The following is a 22,456-nucleotide window of genomic DNA, read 5'->3' as shown; positions in this document are numbered from 1 at the left end:
ACACACCTTGAACCCCAACCTCGAAGCCCTCCAGCAACGCATCGGTCATGTGTTCCGGCAGCACGACCTGCTCGAACGTGCCCTGACCCACCGCAGCTTCGGTTCGGACCACAACGAACGCCTTGAATTCCTGGGCGACGCCGTGCTGAACCTGGCCGTGTCCGACCTGCTGTTCACCCAGTTCGACGATTCACCCGAAGGCGACCTGACACGCGTGCGCGCCCACCTGGTGCGCCAGGACATGCTGCACCGCATCGCGCTGTCGCTGCAGCTGCCCACGGTGCTGAGCCTGTCCGAGGGCGAGGCGCGGGGCGGCGGCGCGCAGCGCCCGTCCATCCTCGCCGACGCGATGGAGGCCATCATCGGCGCGGTCTACCGCGATGCCGGCTACGGCGCCGCGCAGGCGCTGGTGCAGCGCCTGTTCGAGCCGCTGGTGGTCGAGACGGTGACCCAGGCCTGGGCCAAGGACGCGAAGACCCAATTGCAGGAATGGCTCCAGGCCCGTCGCCAGACCGTTCCCGAATACCGCATCGAAGCCACGCGCGGCCGCGCCCACGACCAGACCTTCGTCGTCGTGTGCTCGGTGGCCGGTTTTGGTGTCGAAGGCCGCGGCGAAGGCCGCTCCCGCCGGGCGGCGGAGCAGGAAGCCGCCCGACTGGTGCTGGAACGTCTGCACGCAAGCCACGACTGATGACACGATCCAAGACACGCACGCCGGCATCGACCGGCACCCCCTCGCCCGCCGCCGGCGGCAACGATTCGACCCAGGCGCTGCTGGACGCGTTCTTCGCCTCCGGCACCGGCGGGGCCGCCGCCCCGACCTCGGTCGCGCCGGTCGAGCCTGAAACGCACGAGGCTGACGCCCCCGGCATCGAGGCCGGGCCGGATCCGGTCGATGACGACGAGACCCCCGTGGGCCAGCTGCCGACGGCCGCACCGGCCGAGGTGCGGGTCATCAGCGACCCGCGCTGCGGCCTGATCGCCATCGTCGGACGCCCCAACGTGGGCAAGTCGACGCTGCTCAACACGCTGGTCGGTCAGAAGGTCAGCATCACCTCGCGCAAGGCGCAGACCACCCGCCACCGCATCACCGGCATCAGCACGCAGGACGACACGCAGTACGTCTTCGTCGACACGCCAGGCTTCCAGACCCGCCACACGGTCAAGGGCACGGCGGCGCTGAACCGCAACCTGAACAAGACCGTCCAGGGCGTGCTCAGCGACGTGGACGTGGTGCTGTTCGTGGTCGAGGCCGGCCGCTTCGGGCTCGACGATGCCAAGGTGCTGTCGCTGGTGCCCCCGGGCAAGCCGACGGTGCTGGTGGCCAACAAGCTCGACCTGATCCAGCGCCGCGCCGACCTGATGCCCTGGCTCAAGCAGATGCAGGACCGCCATCCGTTCGCCGAGTTCGTGCCGCTGACGGCCAAGAAGGAAGACGATGCCCGGCGCCTGCTGGGCATCCTGCGCCCCTACCTGCCCGAGCAGGGCTGGTTCTACGACTCGGAAGCGCTGACCGACCGCAGCGAGAAGTTCCTCGCCGCCGAGCTGATCCGCGAGAAGCTGTTCCGCCTGACCGGCGACGAGCTGCCCTACACCTCGACCGTGCAGATCGACAAGTTCGAGGATGAAGGCCGGCTGCGCCGCATCGCAGCGACCGTCATCGTCGAGCGCGACTCCCACAAGGGCATCGTGATCGGCGAAGGGGGCGAACGCCTCAAGCGCATCGGCATGGAAGCACGCACCGAGCTCGAGCGCCTGACCGGCGGCAAGGTGTTCCTGGAACTGTGGGTCAAGGTCCGTTCGGGCTGGGCCGACGACGAGCAGCGCCTCAAGAGCTACGGCTACGAATAAGCCCCGGGCATGGCCACGCGTCGCAATGCGGCGGCGCCGCTGGCCGCCTATGTGCTGCATCACCACGACTGGAGCGAGTCCAGCCTGATCCTGGACCTCTTCACCCGGGAACTCGGGCGCATCGTCGTCGTGGCCAAGGGGGCCAAGCGGCCCTACTCCCAGCTGCGCTGCGTGCTGCTGCCTTTCCAGCGCCTGCTGGTGCAGCTGGGCAGCAAGCGCCAGGAGGAAGGCACCGAGGTGCAGCTGCTGCGCAGCGCCGAATGGGGCGGGGGCGGCGCGATGCCCGGAGGCGCCGGGCTGCTGGCGGGCTTCCATCTCAACGAGTTGCTGCTGCGTGGCCTGGCGCGCCAGGATCCGCACGCCACGCTGTTCGACACCTATGCCGCCACGCTGCCGGTGCTCGCCTCGGGCGACGACGCCGGGACGGCCGCCGCGCTGCGGGCCTTCGAGCTGCACCTGCTGGCCGACACCGGCGTGCTGCCCGAGCTGCACGTGGTCACCGCCACGCAGCGTCCGGTGGACACCGGCGCCCGCCACCTGCTGCACCCCGAGACCGGCGTGCAGCCGCTGCGCGACGGCGAGACCGGCCTGCCCGGCGCCGTGCTGACCGCCCTGCAGGTGGCGCTGGACGCCCGGGACCTGGCCGGTCTGCGCAGCGCCTGCCTGGGCGCACCGGTCGAGCTGCGCAACCAGCTGCGCCAGATGCTTCACTATCATCTCGGCACCTCGGCGCTGCGCACCCGCGCGCTGATGGTCGAAGTCCAGAAACTCATCGAACCGTGAACCGTGTCGCCGCCGCCATGAACCCTCTCGTCGCCCCCGAACCGCTGGTCCACGGCGGACGCACCGCCCTGTCGGTCAACCTCAACAAGGTCGCGCTGCTGCGCAACACCCGCCACCTGGGCATCCCCAGCGTGACCCGCGCGGCGCAGCAGGTGCTCGAGGCCGGCGCCCAGGGCATCACGGTGCACCCGCGCCCCGACGAACGCCACATCCGCGCCACCGACGTGACCGAGCTGGCCGAGCTGCTGCGCGCCTGGCCGCGGATCGAGTTCAACATCGAGGGCAACCCCTTCCACAACCTGATGGACGTGATCCGCGCCGTGCGCCCGCACCAGGCCACCTTCGTGCCGGACACGGTCGGGCAGTTCACCTCGGACCACGGCTGGAGCCTGCCCGAGGACGCCGGGCGCCTGAAGGCGGTGATCGACGAGACCCGTGTGCTGGGCGTGCGGGTCAGCCTGTTCATGGATCCGGAACCCGGCATGATGCGGGCAGCCGCCGAGCTGGGCGCCGACCGCGTCGAGCTCTACACCGAGGCCTACGCCAGCGCCTGGGGCACGCCGCGCCAGGACGAGGTGCTGCAGCGTTACGTGCGCACCGCCGAGGCGGCCCTGGCCGCCGGCCTGGAGATCAACGCCGGCCACGACCTGAACCGCGACAACCTGAGCGACTTCCTGCGCGCGGTGCCGGGGGTGATGGAGGTGTCGATCGGCCACGCGCTGATCGCCGACGCGCTGGAGCTGGGCTACGCCGAGACCGTCCGCGACTACCAGCGCTGCATCCAGCGGGCCGGCGTTCCCGCGGCACGATGATCTACGGCGTCGGCACCGACCTCTGCGACATCCGGCGCATCGCGGCCGTGCTGGCGCGGCGCGGCGACCGTTTTGCCGAACGGGTGCTGGGGCCGAACGAGCTGCAGGTCTTCCACCACCGGCGCGCCCGGGTCGAGGCCCGCGGCATCGCCTACCTCGCCACCCGCTTCTCGGCCAAGGAAGCCTTCTCCAAGGCCATCGGCCTGGGCCTGCACCACCCGATGACCTGGCGCGACTGCGAGACGCTGAACGCACCGGGCGGCCAGCCGCAGATCCGCCTGCATGGCGACCTGGCGGCCTGGTTCACCGCACGCGGGCTGAGCGCCCACGTCAGCATCACCGACGAAACCGACTACGCCACCAGCTTCGTGGTGGTCGAAACCCGAGCCTGACATGCCCACCAAGACCCCCCGCCGAACCGCCGCCCGCCCGGCCCCCGTGCACCACGCCCACGCCCCGGTGGTGCTCGACATCGCCGGCCTGGCGCTGGACGACGACGACCGCCGGCGCCTGCAGCATCCGTTGACCGGCGGCCTGATCCTGTTCGCCCGCAACTGGCAGGACCGCCACCAGCTCACCGAACTGGTGGCCGAGATCAAGTCGATCCGCCCCGACGTGCTGGTCAGCGTCGACCACGAAGGTGGGCGCGTGCAGCGTTTCCGCACCGACGGCTTCACCCACCTGCCCGCGATGGCCACGCTCGGCGAGCGCTGGATGGACGACAGCGAAGGGGGCAAGCCCCGCGCCGAGGGACATGGCGCGATGCTGGCCTGCGACATGGCCACGGCCGCCGGCTACATCCTGGCCGCCGAGCTGCGCGCCTGCGGCGTCGACCTGAGCTTCACTCCGGTGCTGGACCTGGACCACGGCCGCAGCGCCGTCATCGGCAACCGGGCCTTCCACCGCGATGCCCGGGTGGTGACGACGCTGGCCCGCTGCCTGATGACCGGCCTGCTGCAGGCCGGCATGGGCCACTGCGGCAAGCACTTCCCCGGCCACGGCTGGGCCGCCGCCGACAGCCATGTCGCCGTGCCGAAGGACAGCCGCTCGCTGAGCGCGATCCTGGCCGACGACGCACGGCCCTACGAATGGCTGTCCACCAGCCTGGCCGGCGTGATGCCCGCCCACGTGATCTACCCGAAGGTCGACGCCCGCCCGGCAGGTTATTCGCCGCGCTGGCTGCGTGACGTGCTGCGCGAGCGCCTGGGTTTCACCGGCGCGGTCTTCAGCGACGACCTGAGCATGGAAGGCGCCCGCCGCGTGGCCGACGTGCAGGACGGCGCGGTGCTGAGCTACGCCGAGGCCGCCACGCTGGCGCTGCAGGCCGGCTGCGATCTGGTGCTGCTGTGCAACCAGTCGCTCGACGGCGGCCGTGCGGTCGACGAGCTGCTCGACAGCCTGGAAGCCGGTCTCGCCCAGGGTCGCTGGCAGACCGACCCGGACAGCGAGCAGCGCCGCCTCGCGCTGCTGCCGCAGACCCCGCCGCTGCCCTGGGACGAGCTGATGCACCACGCGCCCTACCTGCAGGCGCTGCGGCGCATCAGCACGCTGGGCTGATCAGCCGCCGGGCGGCACCAGCCGCGCCGGCAGCACGCCGCGCAGCGCATTGCAGACGGCCAGCGCCTCGGCGCGGGCCAGGTCGGACCGATGCAGCACCCGCTCGGCCACACGCCACTGCGGATCGGCCATCAGCGCCGCGCGCGTGACCCCGGCGAGCACGCCGGACTGCAGCGGCGGCGTGAACCAGCGGCCCTCCAGCCGCACCAGCAGCGTGGACCGCCCGCCTTCGGTGAGCTCGCCCCGCTCGTTGACGAAGAGCAGGTCGAACAGGCCCCCGGCCTCGGCGGCCTGGATGGCTGCATCGTAGGCCGTGCGCAGCGAGGTCTTGTGGCGCAGCAGCGCCCGCTCCCCATCCGGCAAGGCCCGCCCGTGCGCCCAGCCCAGACCGACCGGCCCGTCGGGCAAGGCCGCCAGCACGCCGCAGCGCAGGTGCGTCGAGCCGTCATGGCACAGGTCCAGCCGCAGCCGGTGCACGACACCAGGGGCCTCGGCCTGCAGCGCCACGGCCTGCGCCCGCAACCGGTCGGCCAGCGGGCCGACGTCGGGAGGCGTCCAGCCCAGCGCCTGCGCACTGGCCGACAGGCGGGCCAGGTGGTCGGCCAGGCGCCGGACCTCGCCGGCCTCGATGCGCATCGTCTCGAACAGCGTGAAACCGGGGTCGAGGTCGGTCACGAAGCGGGTCTTGACGCGGCATTCCTGCGCCTCGTCGGCCGCGACCGAATCGAGCACGATGCCCGCGCCCACGCCCACGCTCATCGCGCGCAGCGAGGGCTGCCCAGGCATCGGCGGCTCGAGCAGCAGCGTGCGGATCGCCACCGACAGGCACAGGTCGCCCAGCCGGCCGCCGCTGCCCTCGGCCGGCGCCTCGATCCAGCCGATCGCGCCGGTGTAGAGCCCGCGCGGACTGGTCTCGAGGCGACCGATCAGCGCCATCGTGTGGTGCTTGGGCGCCCCGGTGATCGAGCCGCAGGGAAACAGCGCCCGCAACAGCGCCGGCAGGTCGACCTCGGGCGCGGGCTCGGCCTGCACGGTCGAGGTCATCTGGTGCACGGTGCGGTAGGGCTCGACCTCGAACAGCCGCGGCACCCGGACCGAACCGGTGCGCGCGATGCGGCCCAGGTCGTTGCGCAGCAGATCGACGATCATCAGGTTCTCGGCCCGGTTCTTCACGTCGGCGGCCAGCCAGACGGCCGCGGCGGCATCGGCGGCTGCATCATCGGGCCGGCGGGCGATCGTGCCCTTCATCGGCCGGGCCGTCAGGCGTCCGGCGCCGTGGCGCACGAACAGCTCGGGCGAGCACGACAGCACCCAGCGATCCCCGGGCAGCACGATCAGCGCGCCATAAGGCACCGGCTGGCGCTCGCGCAGGCGCCGGTAGAGCGCCACCGGCGAGCCGATCGCCTGGCCGGTCAGGCGGTGGGTGTGGTTGATCTGGTAGGTGTCGCCCGCGCGGATCCACTCGTGGATGCGCTCGATCGCGGCCTCGAACTCGGCCTCGGCACCGGCACCGGCCGCCACCGGCGACAGGGCGATCACCCCGGCCGGCCCCGGCGTCGCCTGCCCGCCGTCACGCGCCTGCAGCCAGGCCCGCACCTCGGCCGGCCGCAGGCGCTGCAGGTGCCGGAAACGCATCAGCCGCAGCGCCCCGCCGGTGTCGGACGTGCAGCCCGGCCACGGCATCGGCGCCGCCAGGTGATCGGGCACCGGCACCCCCTGCAGCCGCACGCCCCATTCGTAGTCGGCCAGCAGCACCAGGTGCTCGCCGGCGGCCAGCGCCCCCTGCGCCTGCTGCCACAGGGCCGGCAGATCGTCGGGGTCGCTGCAGATCAAGTCGCCCAGCCAGCCGGTGCACAGCCGGCTGCACACCTCGTCCGGAGCGGACAACCCATCGTCCAGCAACGCAAAAACAGCTTCATCCATGTCGAACGCCCAAGAAAAAACGCCGCCCGGTCCAGGACCGGGGCGGCGCTCATGATGCCAGCCGACGCATCGGCCCGTGGCATCGGGGGTCGCGGTGCGAACCGCGACCGGTCAGGCGGGGGTCGACTGCTCGAACGGCAGCGTGACGGCCGCCAGATCCCGGCGGGTCTCGACCAGCACCAGCGGACCTTCGTCGATCAGCACCACCGGACGCGGCTCACGCGGCACGTGCACCGGCTTGGGCTCGGCGGCGATCGCCGCCTGCACCGCGCGCACCTTGTCGGCGTCGCTGTGCACCCATTCCAGCCCGACCTCACCGGCCAGCGCGTTCAGCTGCGACAGCGGCAGCTCGAACGAGGTCGCCGCAGCCGCCGTCGGCGCCGGAGCGGCTGCAGGCACGTCCACGACCGCCACGACCGGTTCGGCCACGGTCACCGCCACGGCAGCGACAGCGGGTGCCGCTTCCGGCTCGGCCACCACCGGCGTCTCCACCACCGGCGTCTCCACCACGACCTCGACGGCCACGGGGGCGACGACAGCTTCAGCCGACGACTCGGCGACGGCAGCCTCGACCCGCACCACCGGGGCCAGCTCGACGACCTCGGGTGCAGCCAGCTCGGCGACCACCTCGGTCACTCCCTCGGCGACGGCGGCCTCGACCGGCACCGCGGCCACGTCAGCGCCTTCGGTCGACTCGATCGTGCCTTCGACCGTGTCGCGGGCACCGCGGCCACGGCCACGGCGACGACGACGGGCGCCGTCCTGGGCCTCGCCCTCGACGGGCTCGCCCGCCTCGACCGGGGTCGCGTCAGCGGCCTCGACCACCGGGGCCATCCGCTCGGACGACTCCGGCTCGGACGCACCTTGGTCCTCGGTCGACACGCCGTCGGCCGGCGAACCGTCGGCACGCAGCTCGTCGCGGTCGCGGCGGCCACGGCCACCACGGCGGCGACGGCGGCCGTCACGTTCGGCCTGGGCCGCATCCCCGTCGACCGGCGACTGGCTGTCGACGAAAGCGGCGTTCACCTCGCCAGACACCGCAGCGGCCTCGACGGCCTCCGGTGCGCTGACGCGGCGTTCACGCGGAGCACGGACCGGGGCGGCGGATTCGGCCACGGCGGCGTCCAGCGCGCGCTCGCGGCGGTTCTCGCCCTGGGCGCGCTCACCCCGCTCGTTGCGCTCGCCGCGCTCACCACGATCACGACCCTGGCGGCGGGACTCGCCGCCCTCGCGGGCCGGCTGGCCTTCGGCACGGGCCTCGGGCGCGCGGCCCTCGGTCGTGCGCTCACCGCGTTCAGCACGCTCGCCACGCTCACCGCGGCGATTGCCATCCCGGCCCCCTTCACGACCGCCCTCACGGCGGCCGTCACGACGACCTTCACGGCCCTCGCGGCGCTCGCCACGGGCACCCGCCTCGCGGACCGGGGCGGCAGGCGCCGCCACCGGAGCCTCGACGCTCGGCGCGACCGCGGCCACGACCGGTGCTGCCTCTGGGGTCGACGCGAAGATGCGACGGATCCAGCCGAACAGGCCGCCACCGGCAGCCGGTGCCGCCACCGGCGCGGGAGCGGGGGCAGGTGCCACCACCGGAGCCGGGGCCGGCGCGGCCACCTCGGCCACCGGCTCGGGCTTGGGCGCCGCGACCGGTGCGGGCTGGTCGGGCAGCACGCCCTTGATGATCGGCTCCTGGCGCGGCTTGACGTTCTTCTCGCGGCGCGTGATGCCGACCTCGTCTTCCGGCTCCTCGATCATCGTGTAGCTGGCCGAGAGGTTCTCCAGACGCGGATCGTCGTGGCGCAGGCGCTCGAGCTTGTAGTTCGGCGTGTCAAGGTGCTTGTTGGGCACCAGCAGCACGGTGCAGCGCTGCTTGAGCTCGATCTTGGTGATCTCGGTGCGCTTCTCGTTGAGCAGGAACGAGGTCACTTCCACCGGCACCTGCACGTGCACGGCGGCCGTGCCTTCCTTCATCGACTCTTCCTGGATGATGCGCAGGATCTGCAGCGCGGAAGATTCGGTGTCGCGGATGTGGCCGGTGCCGTTGCAGCGCGGGCAGGTGATGTGGCTGCCTTCGCTCAGCGCCGGGCGCAGGCGCTGGCGGCTCAGCTCGAGCAGGCCGAACTTGGAGATGGAGCTGAACTGGACACGCGCCCGGTCCTGGCGCAGCGCGTCACGCAGGCGCTGCTCGACCTCGCGGCGGTTCTTGCTCTCCTCCATGTCGATGAAGTCGACCACGATCAGGCCGCCCAGGTCGCGCAGGCGGCACTGGCGGGCGATCTCGTCGGCGGCTTCCAGGTTGGTGCGGGTCGCGGTCTCCTCGATGTCGCCGCCACGGGTGGCACGCGCCGAGTTGATGTCGATGGCCACCAGCGCTTCGGTGTGGTCGATCACGATCGCGCCGCCCGAGGGCAGGTGCACCGTGCGCGAGAACGCGGTCTCGATCTGGTGCTCGATCTGGAAGCGGCTGAACAGCGGCGCGTCATCGCGGTAACGCTTCACGCGGTTCGCCGTGTCCGGCATCACGTGCAGCATGAACTGCTTGGCCTGCTCGTAGATGTCGTCGGTGTCGATCAGGATCTCGCCGATGTCGGCGGTGAAGTAGTCGCGGATCGCGCGGATCACCAGCGACGACTCCTGATAGATCAGGAACGCCCCCTTGCCACCCCGGGACGCGTCGTCGATCGCGCTCCAGAGCTTGAGCATGTAGTTCAGGTCCCACTGCAGCTCGGCCGCAGTGCGGCCGATGCCGGCGGTGCGGGCGATCAGGCTCATGCCCTTGGGGTACTCGAGCTGCTCGAGGTTCTCCTTGAGCTCCTCGCGGTCCTCGCCCTCGATGCGGCGGCTGACGCCACCACCACGCGGGTTGTTGGGCATCAGCACCAGGTAACGGCCGGCCAGCGACACGAAGGTGGTCAGCGCCGCGCCCTTGTTGCCGCGCTCTTCCTTCTCGACCTGGACCAGCAGCTCCTGGCCGTTGTGGATGACGTCGGAGATCTTGGCGTCGCGGACCCCGACACCTTCCTTGAAATAGCTGCGCGAGATTTCCTTGAACGGCAGGAAACCGTGGCGCTCTTCGCCGTAGTCGACGAAACAGGCCTCGAGCGAGGGCTCGACGCGGGTGACGACCGCCTTGTAGATGTTGCCCTTGCGCTGTTCGCGCCCTTCGATCTCGGTCTCGAAGTCAAGCAGCTTCTGGCCATCGACAATCGCCAGGCGCCGTTCTTCGGGCTGCGTGGCATTGATCAGCATGCGTTTCATGCGTTCTCCTCAACTGGCTTCGCCGGCAGGTCGATGACCTGCCTGCAACATGACGTTGATGCACGAGAACAGCGCGGCAGAACCGTGAAGGAATCGCCCTGGACTGCGCACGGGACCCGAAGGCCTCAGAAGCGCAGCGTTGGCGCGTGCGTGAACGCGAGGATCGGCTGGAGGAAGGTCGAGTCCGGTCGTTCCGGTGGCAGCACCTGGCGGCGGTGCAAGCTGCACCTGCGGGCCATGGCGCCGTTCATCCTCAGACCACCCTTCACCGCCGCGCACGAACAAACGCGCAGCCAGACACTGACCATCCGGAACACGGGGCGCAGCGGTATCGGGCAGAAAGGAATGAAGATCTCGAACATGCAACAGCGTCTCGGTCCGGACGCGAGCTGGAGCCCCGCGATGCCGCTCCCCGCGCTGCTCGCGCTGCGGGAACGGACCGTGAAGCTGCAGCCGAAAAACCTTGTTTGGGGGCTCTGGCAGCGTGGTCTCTTGCACACGCCCCGACCATCCGCTAGCTCACCTTGGGAGCCCGCACCATGACCATGGCGTGCACTACATCAGCCTGTGACCGTGGCCCGCGCTGTCAAGCACGAACCACCGTCTCCACCACATCCACTGCATGCGTCTGGCGAGTTGCCCGCTAAACTCAGGCAAATCAAACACTTACAACGTGAACGTGGTGCAACCCATTATAGGGGCAAAGCCCCGGCCGCCCAGCCCGGGAAAAGCAGGGGAATCCAGCCCCTGCGCCGCCCAGGTCAGGCACCTCATCGTCGATGAAGGCAGCGCCGGCCAGCGCCTGGACAACTTCCTGATCCGCGAGCTCAAGGGTGCGCCCAAGACGCTGGTCTACCGCATCATCCGCAGCGGCGAGGTGCGCATCAACAAGGGGCGCGCCCAGGCCGACACGCGCCTGGAGAGCGGAGACGACGTGCGGGTGCCGCCGCTGCGACTGACCGAGAAGGACCCCGACCTCGCGGCGGCCGTGCCGGCGCGGGAGTTCCCGATCCTGTTCGAGGACGAGCACCTGCTGGCCATCGACAAGCCGGCCGGCGTGGCGGTGCATGGCGGCTCGGGCGTCAGCCACGGCGTGATCGAGCAGCTGCGCCGCGCGCGGCCGGGCGCACGTTTCCTCGAGCTGGTGCACCGGCTCGACAAGGAGACCTCCGGCATCCTGCTGGTGGCCAAGAAGCGCAGCGCGCTGACCGCGCTGCAGGACCAGTTCCGCCAGCGCGAGACCGGCAAGACCTACGCCGCCCTGGTCATCGGGGCCTGGCCGGCGGCCACCAAGGTGATCGACGTGGCGCTGCACAAGTACCTGGATGCGGCAGGCGAACGCCGCGTGCGGGCGGTCGCGGCCGACCACCCCGACGGGCGCCGCTCGATCAGCTTGGTGCGCATCGTGAAGACCTACACGCACGGCACGCTGCTGGACGTGACCATCAAGACCGGGCGCACGCACCAGATCCGGGTGCACCTGCAGAACGCCGGCCACCCGATCGTCGGCGACGACAAGTACGGCGACTTCGCCGTCAACCGGGCGTATGCCCGCGGCGAGCGTTGTCCGGGCGTGCGCTTCGAGCGCATGTTCCTGCATGCCCGCCAGCTGGCCTTCGACCACCCGGCCACGGGCGAGCGCATCGAGCTGCGCGCCCCGCTGCCGCCCGAATGCGAGACACTCCTCCAGCACCCATGAGCCACTCCGCCCCCCGCCCCCGCCGCTACGACCTGGTCGTCTTCGACTGGGATGGCACGCTGTTCGATTCCACCGCGCTGATCGTGCGCAGCATCCAGGCCGCCTGCCGCGACCTGGGCGTGCCCGAACCGGACGACGAGCGCGCGTCCTACGTGATCGGCCTCGGCCTGCACGATGCGCTGGCGCACGCCGTGCCCGGCCTGCCGGAGGCGATGTACCCGGAGCTGGGTCGCCGCTACCGGCAGCACTACTTCCGCGACCAGCAGCACGTCACGCTGTTCGACGGGGTCGAGGTGATGCTCGAGGCCCTGCGCGCACGCAACCACTGGCTGGGCGTGGCCACCGGCAAGAGCCGGCAGGGCCTGGACGAGGCGCTGCGCCTGAGCGGCCTGCGGCCGATGTTCGATTCGACCCGCACCGCCGACGAGACCGCCTCCAAGCCCGACCCGCGCATGCTGCAGGAGCTGATGCGCGAGTTCGGGGTCGAACCCGACCGCACGCTGATGATCGGCGACACCACCCACGACCTGCTGCTGGCGAGCAACGCCGGCGCCCACGGCGTGGCCGTCAGCTACGGCGCCCACGAGCTGGCCCGCCTGGCCGACCACCAGCCGCTCTACACCGCCGGCAACGTGGCCGAGCTGCACGCCTGGCTGCAGCAGAACGCCTGAGGTGGCGATGGACGACACTCCCGCCACGGCCGCGGCGGCACCGGAGGGCATCGTGCTGTGCGCCTCGACCGACCTGGTCGAGGGCGGCCCCGCCCATGTGTTCGACCTGCTCGAGCACGGCCAGCCGGTTCGGGGCTTCGTGCTGCGCTTCGAGGGCCGGCCGCGGGCCTACCTGAACCGCTGCGCCCACGTGCCCGCCGAACTCGACTGGCAGCCCGGCCGGTTCATGGACGACACCGGCCGCTGGATCCTCTGCGCCATCCACGGCGCCGCCTACGACCCGGTCGACGGCCACTGCGTGGCCGGGCCCTGCCGGGGCCGGCGGCTCAAGCCGCTGCACGTGGCCGAGCAGGCCGGCCGGGTCTGTTGGTATCCTGAAGACGAACTGCAGAACGTCACGCCGACGTCGCCACCATGAGCACACACGAGCCGGACCCCCAAGCCACGCCCGATCCCGACGCCCCGCCGACTCCCCCTGCCGCGGCTGCGGTCGCCACGAGCCGCGCGGAGCCACCCGCCCGCACCGCACCGACCACCGAACAGCTGCTCGCCGGCTTCGCCCGGGACTACCTGCGCGACCGGCGCAGCGAACGGCGCTGGCGCATCTTCTTCCGGGCCTCGTGGCTGCTGATCTTCGTGGCGCTGGCCTGGCTGGTGAACACGCAGAACCAGCACAGCGCCGCGCCCAACGGCCCGCACACCGCCCTGGTGGAGCTGCGGGGCGAGATCGCCTCCGACACCGAGGCCAGCGCCGAGTTCATGCTCTCGGGCCTGCGCGACGCGTTTGCCGATGCGGGCGCCCGGGCGGTGGTGATCCGCATCAACTCGCCGGGCGGCAGCCCGGTGCAGGCCGGCATCATCAACGACGAGATCCGCCGTCTGAAGGCCAAGCACGACAAGAAGGTCTATGCGGTGGTCGAGGAGTCCTGCGCGTCGGGGGCCTACTACGTGGCGGTGGCCGCCGACGAGATCTACGTCGACAAGGCCTCGATCGTCGGCTCGATCGGCGTGCTGATGGACGGCTTCGGCTTCGACCAGGTGATGGCCAAGGTGGGCGTGCAGCGCCGGCTGCTGACCGCCGGCGAGAACAAGGCCATGCTCGATCCCTACTCCCCGCTGTCGGACAAGCACCGCGCGCTGGCCCAGGACATGCTCGACCAGATCCACCGCCAGTTCATCGACACCGTGCGGGCCGGCCGCGGCAAGCGCCTGAAGGAGACGCCGGACACCTTCTCCGGCCTGTTCTGGAACGGCGAGGAAGCCGTGCGGCTGGGCCTGGCCGACGCGCTGGGCAACCTCGACTACGTCGCCCGCGAGGTGGTCAAGGCCGAGGAGATCATCGACTACACGCCCAAGGAGAACGTCGCCGAGCGGCTGGCCAAGCGTTTCGGCGCGGCCATGGGCGAAAGCGCCACCCACGCGCTGCGCTCGCTGCCGGCGATGCGCTGAGCGCCTGCGGGGCCGCCGCGGCGGCCCCGGTGTTCAGCAGGCTTCCAGCGCCAGCAGCTCGGCCACCGTCTGGCGGCGGCGGATCAGCCGGACCTCGGCGCCGTCGACCATCACCTCGGGGATCAGCGGGCGGCTGTTGTAGTTGCTCGACATCGAGGCCCCGTAGGCCCCGGCGTCGTGGAACACCAGCAGGTCGCCGACCCGGGCGGCCGGCAGGTCGCGGGTCAGCACCACACCGCCCTCACCCTGGGTGAACACGTCACCCGACTCGCACAGCGGGCCGGCCACCACGCTCGGCTGCAGCGGCGCGTCCGCGGCGGCGCCCAGCACGCTGATGGCGTGGTAGCTGCCGTACATCGACGGGCGCATCAGGTCGTTGAACCCCGCGTCGACCAGCACGAAGTGGTTGTTGCCCATCTGCTTGGTCGCCCGCACCTCGCCCAGCAGCACCCCGGCCTCGGCCACCAGGTAACGCCCCGGCTCGATCTCGAGGTGCACGGCGTGGCCCAGGTGGGCGGCGATCTGGCGGCGGGCGTCATCCCACAGGCTGAAGTAGTGGGCCGTGTCGATGCGCGGCTCGCCGTCGCGGTAAGGCACCGACAGGCCGCCGCCCGCGGAGATCGCCTCGATCGGCGCGCCCGCGCGCCGGACCAGCTCGACCATCGCCTGGCAGACCTGCTGCAGGTGGCTGTAGTCGACGCCCGAGCCGATGTGCATGTGCAGCCCGACCAGCTTCAGGCCGCGCTCGCGGATCACCTCCAGCGCCAGCGGCAGGTCAGCGTGCCAGATGCCGTGCTTGCTGTGCTCGCCACCGGTGTTGGTCTTGTTGCTGTGGCCGTGGCCGAAGCCGGGGTTGATGCGCAGCCAGACGCGGTGGCCGGGCGCGGCCTCGCCGAGCTGGCGCAGCATGTCGATCGAGCCGGCGTTCACCGGGATGTCGAGCTCGACGATGCGGGCCAGCGTCGCGCGGTCGAGCAGGTCGGCGGTGAAGACGATGCCCGACGGGCCGTCGCCACCGCCCTGGTAACCCGCCGCCAGCGCGCGTTCGATCTCGCCCAGCGACACCGCGTCGACCACCACGCCCTGTTCGCGCATCAGGCGCAGCAGGTGGATGTTGGAGTTGGCCTTCTGCGCGAAGCGGATGGTGTCGAAGGCCTTCAGGTCGGCGATGCGCTGGCGGATGGTGGCCGCGTCATAGACCCAGACCGGCGTGCCGTGGGTGGTCGCGATCTGGCGCAGGACGGAAGCATCGAAGGTGGACATGGCGGCAACAGGGTCGGCAGACAAGGAAGCGGCGATCCTGCCGCCCTCGACTCATTCATGCAAGTGCATGTTTTTCAGCTCTCCATTCAACATTGATATGCTGCATCCATGCAGCTGACCCACCGACTGATCGAGGTCTTCCGGGCCGTGATGGGCACCGGCCACCTGACCCGGGCCGCCGAGCTGCTGCACACCTCCCAGCCCACGGTGAGCCGGGAGATCGCCCGGCTCGAGCAGGTGCTGGGCATGGCGCTGTTCGAGCGGGTGCGCGGCCGGCTGCGGCCCACCGCCCGGGCGGTGGCGCTGCTCGAGGAGGTCGAGCGCTCCTACATCGGGCTCGAGCGCATCGAGGCCACCGCGCTGTCGCTGCGCGACTTCGCCGCCGGGCGGCTCGGCCTCGCCTGCCTGCCGGCCCTGGCCCACGCGCTGGTGCCGCAGGCCACGCGGCGCTTCCTGGCGCTGCGGCCGCAGGCCAGCCTGTCGATCGTGCCGCTGGAGTCGCCGCTGCTGGAACAGGCCCTGAGCGAGCAGCGCCACGACCTCGGCCTGATCGAGCAGGACCGGGCGCCACCGGCCACGGTGCTGGAGCCGCTGCTGCAGGTCGACGAGGTGGTCGTGCTGCCCGACGGCCATGCGCTGCTGGAGCGCCCGAGGCTGTCGCTGGCCGACCTGGCGCACCAGCCCTTCATCAGCTTCTCGCCGGCCGACCCCTACCGCCAGCAGATCGACGCGCTGTTCGCCCGCCACGGCGTGCCCCGCGCGATGGCCCTGGACACCCGCAGCGCCGTGTCGGTCTGCGCGCTGGTGCGCCAGGGCCTGGGCCTGGCCATCATCAACCCGCTCACCGCGATGGAGTGGGCCGGACGCGGCCTGCACATCCGCCCGCTGACGGTGTCCATCCCCTTCCGGGTCATGCTGGTGCGGCCGACGCTGCGCAGCAGCAACCCGCTCAGCGAGCTCTACGGCCGTGCGCTGCAGGAGGCCGCCGCCGAGCTCCAGGCTCAGCTGGCGCGGCTCGCCCCGGCCCCCTGACCCTCAGGTCGCCATCGGCCCGGCCGGCACGAATAAACTCGAAGCCCTCCATGGAGCCCCGGATGAACCACCCCACCGTGCTGATCAGCGAGGTCGGCCCGCGAGACGGCCTGCAGAGCGTGCGGGCGACGATGTCGACGCCGCACAAGCTCGCCTGGATCGACGCCCTGGTCGCCGCCGGCCTGCGCGAGATCGAGGTCGGCTCCTTCGTGCCGGCGCGGCGGCTGCCCCAGCTGGCCGACACGGCCGAGGTGGTGCGTCACGCCCGGCGCCATCCGGGCGTGACGGTGATGGCGCTGGTGCCCAATCTGCAGGGCGCGCAGGCGGCGCTCGATGCGGGCGTGCACAAGCTGACGCTGCCGGTCTCGGCCAGCACCGCCCATTCGCTGGCCAATGTGCGCCGCACCCCGGCGCAGATGGTCGACGAGGCCGCCGCCATCGTGCGGCTGCGTGATGAGCGGGCGCCGGCGGTGCTGGTCGAGGCCGGCCTGTCGACCGCCTTCGGCTGCACGCTGCAGGGCGCCGTCGCCGAGGACGACGTGGTGCGGCTGGCCGAGGCGCTGGTGGCCGCCGGCGTGGACGAGTGCGGCCTGTCCGACACCACCGGCATGGCCCATCCGGCCCAGGTGCGGCGGCTGTTCCGGCGGGTGCGCGCGGCCATCGGCGCACGCACCGGCGCGGCCCATCTGCACAACACCCGCGGCCTGGGCCTGGCCAACTGCCTGGCGGCCTGGGACGAAGGGGTGCGCACCTTCGACGCCTCGCTGGGCGGGCTGGGCGGCTGCCCCTACGCGCCGGGGGCCTCGGGCAATGTCGTCACCGAAGACCTGGTGTTCATGTTCGAGGCCATGGGCATCGACACCGGCATCGACCTGGAGCGGCTGTTCGCCGCCCGCGCACCGCTGCGCGAGGGCCTGCCCGGCGAGCCGCTCTACGGCATGACCCCGGAAGCCGGCCTGCCCCTGGGCTTCCTGCCCGCCACCCGCCAGGAGCACGCCGATGTCCACTGAGCCCGACGCCCTGCCCTGCGCCGACCTGCGGGTCGTCGAGTTCACCCACATGGTGATGGGACCGACCTGCGGACTCATCCTGGGTGACCTGGGGGCGGAGGTCATCAAGATCGAGCCGCTCGAAGGCGACAACACCCGCACGCTGCTGGGTTCGGGCGCCGGCTTCTTCCCGACCTTCAACCGCAACAAGAAGAGCCTGGCGGTCAATGCCAAGGATCCGCGCGGGCTGGAGATCGTGCTGCGGCTGGCGGCGACCGCCGATGTCTTCAGCGAGAACTTCCGCGGCGGGGCGATGGACCGGCTGGGCCTGGGCTACGAGACGCTGCGGCGGCTCAACCCGCGGCTGGTCTACGTCGCCCACAAGGGCTTCCTGCCCGGCCCGCACGACCACCGCACCGCGCTCGACGAGGTGGTGCAGATGATGGGCGGGCTGGCCTACATGACCGGGCCCGAGGGCCGGCCGCTGCGGGCGGGCTCGAGCGTCAACGACATCATGGGCGGCATGTTCGGCGCCATCGGCGCACTGGCCGCGCTGCGCCAGCGCGAGCGGACCGGCTGCGGCCAGGAGGTGCAGAGCGCGCTGTTCGAGAACAACATCCTGCTGGTGGCCCAGCACATGATGCAGTTCGCGGTCACCGGCCAGGCCGCCAGCCCGATGCCCAGCCGCATCAGCGCCTGGGCGATCTACGACGTGTTCACCGTCGCCGCGGGCGAGCAGATCTTCCTGGCGGTGGTCAGCGACAAGCAGTGGCGGGTCTTCTGCGACGCCTTCGGCTGGGCCGACCTGATCGACGACCCGCGGCTGGGCAGCAACAACCAGCGCGTGCTGGCACGCGACTGGATGCTGCCGCTGCTGCGCGAGCGCCTGGCCGGGCGCAGCGCCGCCGAGATCGGCACGATCTTCGAGCGCGAGGGCCTGCCGTTCGCGCCCATCACCCGCCCCGACCAGCTGCTCGACGACCCGCACCTGCTGGCCTCGGGCGGACTGGTGCCGGTCACGCTGCCCGACGGCCGGGTGACCCGCACGCCGCTGCTGCCGCTGACGCTCGACGGCCGGCGCCCGCCCTTGCGCCTGGACCCGCCACGCCTGGGCGAGCACACCGACGAGTTGCTGCTGCGCCTGGGTTACCGGGAGGGCGAACTGGCCGACCTCAGGGCCGCGGGCGTGATCGGACCCGCCGCCTCGGCGGACGGCGATCGCTGAGCCGCACCGCGGCTGAGGAGCAGCGTGCGGGTCGGGTACGCGAAGCCGATGCCCTGCTCGGCCAGCGCCCGCATCAGCGCCAGGTTGATGAGCTGCTGCATGTCCATGTAGAGCTCGTAGCTCGGGTCATCGACGTGGTAGACCACCTCGAAGTCCAGCGAGCTCTCGCCGAAGGCCTTGAAGTGCGCGCGCCCGAAGCTGAGCTGCGGCTGGGCCTCGATGATCCGGCGCACCAGGGCCGGCACGGCCTCGACCTGCCCGGGCGCCGTCTCGCAGGTGATGCCGAAGCCGAACTGCACCCGCCGGCGCTGCAGGCGCTTGTAGTTGGAGACGGTCTGGCGCAGCAGGTCGGTGTTGGCCATGACGATCTGCTCGCCGTTGAGGCTGCGGATGCGGGTGGTCTTCAGGCCGACCTGCTCGACCGTGCCAGACACCCCGCCCACGGCGATCGAGTCGCCCACCTCGAACGGCTTGTCGACGGCGATCGCCAGCGAGGCGAACAGGTCGGCGAGGATGTTCTGCGCGGCCAGCGCCACCGCGATGCCGCCCACGCCCAGGCTGGCGATGAAGGCGGTGATGTTCACGCCCAGATTGGACAGCACCGCCAGCACCACCACCGTCCACAGCACGGTGCGCAGGGCCCACGACAGCAGCGTGGCCGAGGCCGAGACCGGAAGGCCCTCCCCTTGCCGCGTCTGGTAGTGGCGCATGCCGGCCGAGATCGCCCGCTGGCCCCACAGCGCCAGCTGCAAGGCCAGCGCCGCGAACCACAGCTGGCTCACGCGGTGATGCCAGCGGTCGTCCAGGTCCAGGAAACCGGCGCCGATCAGCAGGGACGCCAGCAGGATCAGGCCGCGGTGGGTGCCCGACAGCACCTCGACCAGCAGGTCGTCCCAGGGACTGCTGGTGCGGCGGGTGAAGCGCTCTGCCCGAGCCAGGGCGATGCGCAGCGCGCAGCACAGGGCCAGGCCGCTCAGAGCGGCCACGGCCGCGGCCGTGGCCAGGCCCAGCCAGACGGACAGGTCGAGCGAGTTCCGGAGTGAAGGCAGCAGATCGTCCAGCAGCACGCGCTTGTCCCGAAGTGGAGGACTGACCATGCTGCCCGTCGGCGTGCCCCGGGTCTGCCGGCCGAAGACCCGTGCCCTTGTGGGCATCGGCTGACAGCGGCCCCGGCCTCGCCACGGTAGGAAACGTCCGGCACGACCGTCCGGAAGTCGACATCCGGCACGGCTTGACGTCCTACAGCACGAGGCGCCGCCGGCCGATGGAGCCGACGCGGGGCGCTGCCTACAGTGGAACCATGCCGATCACCCCTGCGATGCGGCTGATGCACTGAAAGGACACGACATGCTGAAGTGGGCCCTCATCTTCGCGTTGATCTCGCTGGTGGCCGGAGTGCTCGGGTTCAGCGGCATCGCCGCAGGCGCTGCAGGCGTCGCCAAGCTGCTGTTCGTGGTCTGCCTGGTCATCTTCCTGGCGCTGATCGCGCTGGCCCTGCTGGGCTACGGCGCACTGAAGAAATGATCGCGCCCTTCCCGTCCCGAACCATCCACAAGGAGCTTTCCATGATTGCACGCACCACCCTCGCCGCCGTCGTCACCGCCCTCGCCGCCCTGACCGTGCTGCCGGGCTGCGCCGTCAGCCGCGGCCAGTCCACCGTCGGTGAATACGTCGACGACACGACCGTCACGACCCGGGTCAAGACCCGCTTCATCGAGGACAAGTCGGTCGACGCCTCGGCCATCAGCGTCGAGACGCTCAACGGCACGGTGATGCTGTCGGGCTTTGCCAAGAGCTCGATCGAGAAGGACATGGCCGAGAAGATTGCCCGGGGCGTGCCGGGCGTGAAGTCGATCCGCAACGAGATCACGGTGCGCAACTGACCGGGACCGGACCGGACCGCACCCTCTCCTTCCCTCCAAACCCCGAAAGGACACACCATGAACTGGGATCGCATCGAAGGCCACTGGAAGCAGCTCAAGGGCCGGATGGTCGAGCAGTGGGGCAAGCTCACCGACGACGACCTCGACATCGTCGCCGGCAAGCGTGACCAGCTGGCCGGCAAGATCCAGGACCGCTACGGCATCGCCCGGGAAGAGGCGGAAAAGCAGGTCGACAGCTGGCAGGCCAAGGCCGATGAGCAGTGGTTCAGGCGCTGAGCCCGCAGGGCCCCGGCGCATTCACGACGGGCTCACTGGATGAGCCCGTTTTTGAGCGCATAGTAGGTCAGGTCGCTGTTGGACGACAGCTTCATCTTGTCCATCACCCGGGTGCGGTAGGTGCTGACGGTCTTGACGCTCAGCGACATGCTGTCGGCCATGTGGCTGATGGTCTCGCCCCGGGCCAGGCGCAGGAAGACCTGGAACTCGCGCTCGGAGAGCTGCTCGTGCGGGGGCTTGTCCACGTCGCCCGACAGGCCGTCGGCGAGCAGCTCGGCCACCGCCGGCGTGATGTAGCGGCGCCCGCGGAACACCGTGCGGATCGCCTTGACGATCTCCTCCGGGTCACATTCCTTGTTCAGGTAGCCGCTGGCGCCCTGCCGCAGCAGCGTGGTGGCGTAGTGCGCCTCCGGAAAACCGCTGAGGATCAGCACCGGCAGCGCCGGTGCGCGTGCCTTGATCGCCGCCAGCGCATCGACGCCGCTCTGGTCGGGCATGGACAGGTCCATCACCATCACGTCGATGTCGCCTGCCCGCACCAGGTCGAGCGCCTCGCGACCCGTGGCGGCTTCGCCCGTCACGCGCAGGTCCACCTGCTCGGAAAAGAACTGCCTCAGGCCCGTGCGGACGATCGCATGGTCATCGACGATGGCGATTCGGATCATGGCTGCATTCATGGACGTCGGGAGCAGGACAGTGTAGGGGAGGAACCCGCCGTCACCCCCGCACGATGTGCTGTAGGCCTGTGCCTACGGCCACGCCCCCCTCGCGCCGACAGCACGATGCGGCCCCCACCGCTGGCCCGCGGCACCCGCGATCCCTAGAGTGAAGACATCGAAGCCAACCTTGAGGAGCACACCATGCTGCACTACGCCGCCGTCTTCTTCGTGATCGCGCTCGTCGCCGCCCTGTTCGGTTTCGGCGGCATCGCCTCCGGCGCCGCCAGCATCGCCCAGGTGCTGTTCTTCGTCTTCGTGATCATGGCCCTGATCAGCTTCGTGATGAGCATCATCAGGAAGTCCTGACGAAGCGTCAGCACGGTCAGCGCACCGAACCTCATCCACCCCCTCAGGAGCACCTGTCATGCTGAACCCGATCCAGACCCCTTCCCTGCAGCCCGCCTCCACGCTGGACAGCCTCGCGCAACGCACCACCGGCAAGGCCGAAGAGGTGATCCAGTCCACCCGGCGGGTGGCCAACGACACCCTCGACGTGCTGCAGGACGGCGTGGACACGCTGCGCGACACGGCACCCGGCACCATCAGCCGGGCGGCGGCACAGGCCGACGAACTCGCCCGCCGCAGCGCCGCACGGGTGCGCCAGGCCGGCATCGACATGCGCCATCAGGTGGCTCAGGCCGGCGAGCGCACCGCGGACCAAGTCCGCAGGGAGCCGCTGAAATCGGTGCTGATCGCGGTGACCGCGGGCGCCGCCCTGGCCGCCGTCGCCGGGTGGCTGTCGGCCCGCCGCGGGCCCCATGCCTGAGCCCGGACGGCGTGCCGTAGGACAACGCCGACACCCGGCCGCGCCGATGTCTGAAACCGGGCCGGCGCGGCCCGTCCTATGCTGGACCCCATGAGCTGACCGCCGTGACACCTCCACCCGTGAGCCAGGAGCCGACATGAAACGACCGCACACCATCGCCTACGTCGTCATCACCCTGGCCTCGCTGGTGTTCGCCACGTTGCAGCCTCACCTGGGCAGTGCGCTGGAGCAGAGCGCGATCGTCGTCGCCCGCAGCGGACTGACGGCGCTCAGCCCCGCCTCACGCTGACACGACGCCCGACC

General features: G+C 71.0%; 25 protein-coding genes. 19 read left to right on the top strand and 6 right to left on the bottom strand.

What is annotated here, in order from left to right; genetic code table 11:
* The first annotated feature begins 7 nt into the window (after nt 1-7).
* Genes rnc through nagZ form a run of 6 tightly spaced genes read left to right on the top strand, consistent with a single transcriptional unit; the run spans nt 8 to nt 5,003 of the window.
* A complete protein-coding gene (rnc, locus tag C7444_RS07285; protein ID WP_110400182.1) occupies nt 8-691 on the top strand; it encodes a ribonuclease III in 684 nt (227 codons plus the stop codon).
* Nucleotides 691-1,851 carry a GTPase Era gene (gene era / locus C7444_RS07280; RefSeq protein ID WP_310732624.1) on the top strand — a complete coding sequence of 387 codons (1,161 nt, stop codon included), beginning with the start codon at nt 691-693 and terminating at the stop codon, nt 1,849-1,851. Before rnc ends, era begins: the two co-directional genes overlap by 1 nt.
* Nucleotides 1,852-1,860: 9 nt before the next feature.
* Nucleotides 1,861-2,634, top strand: a complete 774-nt coding sequence (recO, locus tag C7444_RS07275) for a DNA repair protein RecO (RefSeq protein WP_110400181.1) — start codon at nt 1,861-1,863, stop codon at nt 2,632-2,634.
* Nucleotides 2,635-2,651: 17 nt separating this feature from the next.
* The gene (locus C7444_RS07270) at nt 2,652-3,446 is read left to right on the top strand and encodes a pyridoxine 5'-phosphate synthase (RefSeq protein WP_110400305.1); all 795 of its coding nucleotides are present in this window, start codon (nt 2,652-2,654) and stop codon (nt 3,444-3,446) included.
* On the top strand, nt 3,443-3,838 hold the full coding sequence (gene acpS, locus C7444_RS07265; protein WP_110400180.1) for a holo-ACP synthase: 396 nt from the start codon (nt 3,443-3,445) through the stop codon (nt 3,836-3,838). The genes C7444_RS07270 and acpS overlap by 4 nt, the downstream gene beginning before the upstream one ends.
* A gap of 1 nt (nt 3,839) precedes the next feature.
* Nucleotides 3,840-5,003, top strand: a complete 1,164-nt coding sequence (nagZ, locus tag C7444_RS07260; protein ID WP_110400179.1) for a beta-N-acetylhexosaminidase — start codon at nt 3,840-3,842, stop codon at nt 5,001-5,003.
* Here the strand turns inward: nagZ and C7444_RS07255 are convergent, their stop codons facing one another.
* The 3 genes from C7444_RS07255 to C7444_RS07245 form a co-directional block, all read right to left on the bottom strand.
* On the bottom strand, nt 5,004-6,926 hold the full coding sequence (locus C7444_RS07255; RefSeq protein WP_110400178.1) for a chorismate-binding protein: 1,923 nt from the start codon (nt 6,924-6,926) through the stop codon (nt 5,004-5,006).
* A 111-nt stretch (nt 6,927-7,037) separates the two neighbouring features.
* Nucleotides 7,038-10,181, bottom strand: coding sequence for an Rne/Rng family ribonuclease (locus C7444_RS07250; protein WP_110400177.1), 3,144 nt, complete (start codon nt 10,179-10,181; stop codon nt 7,038-7,040).
* A gap of 125 nt (nt 10,182-10,306) precedes the next feature.
* The gene (locus C7444_RS07245) at nt 10,307-10,543 is read right to left on the bottom strand and encodes a hypothetical protein (RefSeq protein ID WP_110400176.1); all 237 of its coding nucleotides are present in this window, start codon (nt 10,541-10,543) and stop codon (nt 10,307-10,309) included.
* A gap of 320 nt (nt 10,544-10,863) precedes the next feature.
* Between C7444_RS07245 and C7444_RS07240 the strand changes: the two genes are divergently transcribed.
* The 4 genes from C7444_RS07240 to C7444_RS07225 are packed head-to-tail and all read left to right on the top strand — an operon-like array spanning nt 10,864 to nt 14,000.
* The gene (locus C7444_RS07240) at nt 10,864-11,880 is read left to right on the top strand and encodes an RluA family pseudouridine synthase (protein ID WP_245909454.1); all 1,017 of its coding nucleotides are present in this window, start codon (nt 10,864-10,866) and stop codon (nt 11,878-11,880) included.
* The gene (locus tag C7444_RS07235; protein ID WP_110400174.1) at nt 11,877-12,551 is read left to right on the top strand and encodes an HAD family hydrolase; all 675 of its coding nucleotides are present in this window, start codon (nt 11,877-11,879) and stop codon (nt 12,549-12,551) included. Before C7444_RS07240 ends, C7444_RS07235 begins: the two co-directional genes overlap by 4 nt.
* A 7-nt stretch (nt 12,552-12,558) precedes the next feature.
* Entirely contained in the window at nt 12,559-12,969 is a 411-nt protein-coding gene (locus C7444_RS07230; protein WP_110400173.1) for a Rieske (2Fe-2S) protein, read from the top strand.
* Nucleotides 12,966-14,000: a S49 family peptidase gene (locus C7444_RS07225; RefSeq protein ID WP_110400172.1), complete on the top strand. Its 1,035-nt coding sequence runs from the start codon at nt 12,966-12,968 to the stop codon at nt 13,998-14,000. The genes C7444_RS07230 and C7444_RS07225 overlap by 4 nt, the downstream gene beginning before the upstream one ends.
* 33 nt (nt 14,001-14,033) lie before the next feature.
* Here the strand turns inward: C7444_RS07225 and lysA are convergent, their stop codons facing one another.
* Nucleotides 14,034-15,263, bottom strand: coding sequence for a diaminopimelate decarboxylase (lysA, locus tag C7444_RS07220; RefSeq protein ID WP_110400171.1), 1,230 nt, complete (start codon nt 15,261-15,263; stop codon nt 14,034-14,036).
* Between the two features lie 108 nt (nt 15,264-15,371).
* On the opposite strand from lysA, the gene C7444_RS07215 reads away from it, so the two are divergent.
* From C7444_RS07215 to C7444_RS07205, 3 genes are all read left to right on the top strand, one after another.
* Complete coding sequence (locus tag C7444_RS07215; protein WP_110400170.1) at nt 15,372-16,295, top strand: LysR family transcriptional regulator; 924 nt, start codon at nt 15,372-15,374, stop codon at nt 16,293-16,295.
* Between the two features lie 62 nt (nt 16,296-16,357).
* Nucleotides 16,358-17,305: a hydroxymethylglutaryl-CoA lyase gene (locus C7444_RS07210; protein WP_110400169.1), complete on the top strand. Its 948-nt coding sequence runs from the start codon at nt 16,358-16,360 to the stop codon at nt 17,303-17,305.
* Nucleotides 17,295-18,509, top strand: a complete 1,215-nt coding sequence (locus C7444_RS07205) for a CaiB/BaiF CoA transferase family protein (protein ID WP_110400168.1) — start codon at nt 17,295-17,297, stop codon at nt 18,507-18,509. Before C7444_RS07210 ends, C7444_RS07205 begins: the two co-directional genes overlap by 11 nt.
* On the opposite strand, the gene C7444_RS07200 is transcribed toward C7444_RS07205, so the two are convergent.
* Nucleotides 18,431-19,606 (bottom strand): mechanosensitive ion channel family protein, encoded by a 1,176-nt coding sequence (locus C7444_RS07200; protein ID WP_110400167.1) that lies wholly within the window; start codon nt 19,604-19,606, stop codon nt 18,431-18,433. The two genes, C7444_RS07205 and C7444_RS07200, sit on opposite strands and share 79 nt — an antisense overlap.
* A gap of 250 nt (nt 19,607-19,856) precedes the next feature.
* Here C7444_RS07200 and C7444_RS07195 point away from each other — a divergent pair, with 250 nt between their 5' ends.
* The 3 genes from C7444_RS07195 to C7444_RS07185 are packed head-to-tail and all read left to right on the top strand — an operon-like array spanning nt 19,857 to nt 20,668.
* Entirely contained in the window at nt 19,857-20,033 is a 177-nt protein-coding gene (locus tag C7444_RS07195) for a DUF1328 domain-containing protein (protein ID WP_110400166.1), read from the top strand.
* 41 nt (nt 20,034-20,074) lie between these two features.
* A complete protein-coding gene (locus tag C7444_RS07190; protein ID WP_110400165.1) occupies nt 20,075-20,392 on the top strand; it encodes a BON domain-containing protein in 318 nt (105 codons plus the stop codon).
* Between the two features lie 57 nt (nt 20,393-20,449).
* Entirely contained in the window at nt 20,450-20,668 is a 219-nt protein-coding gene (locus C7444_RS07185) for a CsbD family protein (protein WP_110400164.1), read from the top strand.
* A gap of 32 nt (nt 20,669-20,700) precedes the next feature.
* Here the strand turns inward: C7444_RS07185 and C7444_RS07180 are convergent, their stop codons facing one another.
* The gene (locus C7444_RS07180) at nt 20,701-21,333 is read right to left on the bottom strand and encodes a response regulator (RefSeq protein WP_110400163.1); all 633 of its coding nucleotides are present in this window, start codon (nt 21,331-21,333) and stop codon (nt 20,701-20,703) included.
* 195 nt (nt 21,334-21,528) lie between these two features.
* On the opposite strand from C7444_RS07180, the gene C7444_RS07175 reads away from it, so the two are divergent.
* The 3 genes from C7444_RS07175 to C7444_RS20205 all read left to right on the top strand — a co-directional run bounded on the left by C7444_RS07175 (nt 21,529) and on the right by C7444_RS20205 (nt 22,442).
* The gene (locus C7444_RS07175) at nt 21,529-21,693 is read left to right on the top strand and encodes a DUF1328 domain-containing protein (protein ID WP_110400162.1); all 165 of its coding nucleotides are present in this window, start codon (nt 21,529-21,531) and stop codon (nt 21,691-21,693) included.
* 58 nt (nt 21,694-21,751) lie between these two features.
* Nucleotides 21,752-22,153, top strand: coding sequence for a hypothetical protein (locus C7444_RS07170; RefSeq protein ID WP_110400161.1), 402 nt, complete (start codon nt 21,752-21,754; stop codon nt 22,151-22,153).
* A gap of 136 nt (nt 22,154-22,289) precedes the next feature.
* Complete coding sequence (locus C7444_RS20205) at nt 22,290-22,442, top strand: hypothetical protein (protein ID WP_170130657.1); 153 nt, start codon at nt 22,290-22,292, stop codon at nt 22,440-22,442.
* Nucleotides 22,443-22,456 lie beyond the last annotated feature (14 nt).

Origin of the sequence: Sphaerotilus hippei, from assembly GCF_003201595.1 — a bacterium.
Lineage (GTDB): Bacteria > Pseudomonadota > Gammaproteobacteria > Burkholderiales > Burkholderiaceae_C > Sphaerotilus > Sphaerotilus hippei.
This window is presented reverse-complemented; position numbering and strand designations above follow the sequence as displayed.

What these genes read in the sequence shown, in the direction of transcription:
- era (WP_310732624.1), top strand. Translation starts at nt 691, where the DNA reads ATGACACGATCCAAGACACGCACGCCGGCATCGACCGGCACCCCCTCG.
- recO (WP_110400181.1), top strand. Translation starts at nt 1,861, where the DNA reads ATGGCCACGCGTCGCAATGCGGCGGCGCCGCTGGCCGCCTATGTGCTG.
- C7444_RS07270 (WP_110400305.1), top strand. Translation starts at nt 2,652, where the DNA reads ATGAACCCTCTCGTCGCCCCCGAACCGCTGGTCCACGGCGGACGCACC.
- acpS (WP_110400180.1), top strand. Translation starts at nt 3,443, where the DNA reads ATGATCTACGGCGTCGGCACCGACCTCTGCGACATCCGGCGCATCGCG.
- nagZ (WP_110400179.1), top strand. Translation starts at nt 3,840, where the DNA reads ATGCCCACCAAGACCCCCCGCCGAACCGCCGCCCGCCCGGCCCCCGTG.
- C7444_RS07255 (WP_110400178.1), bottom strand. Translation starts at nt 6,926, where the DNA reads ATGGATGAAGCTGTTTTTGCGTTGCTGGACGATGGGTTGTCCGCTCCG.
- C7444_RS07250 (WP_110400177.1), bottom strand. Translation starts at nt 10,181, where the DNA reads ATGAAACGCATGCTGATCAATGCCACGCAGCCCGAAGAACGGCGCCTG.
- C7444_RS07245 (WP_110400176.1), bottom strand. Translation starts at nt 10,543, where the DNA reads ATGTTCGAGATCTTCATTCCTTTCTGCCCGATACCGCTGCGCCCCGTG.
- C7444_RS07235 (WP_110400174.1), top strand. Translation starts at nt 11,877, where the DNA reads ATGAGCCACTCCGCCCCCCGCCCCCGCCGCTACGACCTGGTCGTCTTC.
- C7444_RS07230 (WP_110400173.1), top strand. Translation starts at nt 12,559, where the DNA reads ATGGACGACACTCCCGCCACGGCCGCGGCGGCACCGGAGGGCATCGTG.
- C7444_RS07225 (WP_110400172.1), top strand. Translation starts at nt 12,966, where the DNA reads ATGAGCACACACGAGCCGGACCCCCAAGCCACGCCCGATCCCGACGCC.
- lysA (WP_110400171.1), bottom strand. Translation starts at nt 15,263, where the DNA reads ATGTCCACCTTCGATGCTTCCGTCCTGCGCCAGATCGCGACCACCCAC.
- C7444_RS07215 (WP_110400170.1), top strand. Translation starts at nt 15,372, where the DNA reads ATGCAGCTGACCCACCGACTGATCGAGGTCTTCCGGGCCGTGATGGGC.
- C7444_RS07210 (WP_110400169.1), top strand. Translation starts at nt 16,358, where the DNA reads ATGAACCACCCCACCGTGCTGATCAGCGAGGTCGGCCCGCGAGACGGC.
- C7444_RS07205 (WP_110400168.1), top strand. Translation starts at nt 17,295, where the DNA reads ATGTCCACTGAGCCCGACGCCCTGCCCTGCGCCGACCTGCGGGTCGTC.
- C7444_RS07200 (WP_110400167.1), bottom strand. Translation starts at nt 19,606, where the DNA reads ATGGTCAGTCCTCCACTTCGGGACAAGCGCGTGCTGCTGGACGATCTG.
- C7444_RS07195 (WP_110400166.1), top strand. Translation starts at nt 19,857, where the DNA reads ATGCTGAAGTGGGCCCTCATCTTCGCGTTGATCTCGCTGGTGGCCGGA.
- C7444_RS07190 (WP_110400165.1), top strand. Translation starts at nt 20,075, where the DNA reads ATGATTGCACGCACCACCCTCGCCGCCGTCGTCACCGCCCTCGCCGCC.
- C7444_RS07185 (WP_110400164.1), top strand. Translation starts at nt 20,450, where the DNA reads ATGAACTGGGATCGCATCGAAGGCCACTGGAAGCAGCTCAAGGGCCGG.
- C7444_RS07180 (WP_110400163.1), bottom strand. Translation starts at nt 21,333, where the DNA reads ATGATCCGAATCGCCATCGTCGATGACCATGCGATCGTCCGCACGGGC.
- C7444_RS07175 (WP_110400162.1), top strand. Translation starts at nt 21,529, where the DNA reads ATGCTGCACTACGCCGCCGTCTTCTTCGTGATCGCGCTCGTCGCCGCC.
- C7444_RS07170 (WP_110400161.1), top strand. Translation starts at nt 21,752, where the DNA reads ATGCTGAACCCGATCCAGACCCCTTCCCTGCAGCCCGCCTCCACGCTG.
- C7444_RS20205 (WP_170130657.1), top strand. Translation starts at nt 22,290, where the DNA reads ATGAAACGACCGCACACCATCGCCTACGTCGTCATCACCCTGGCCTCG.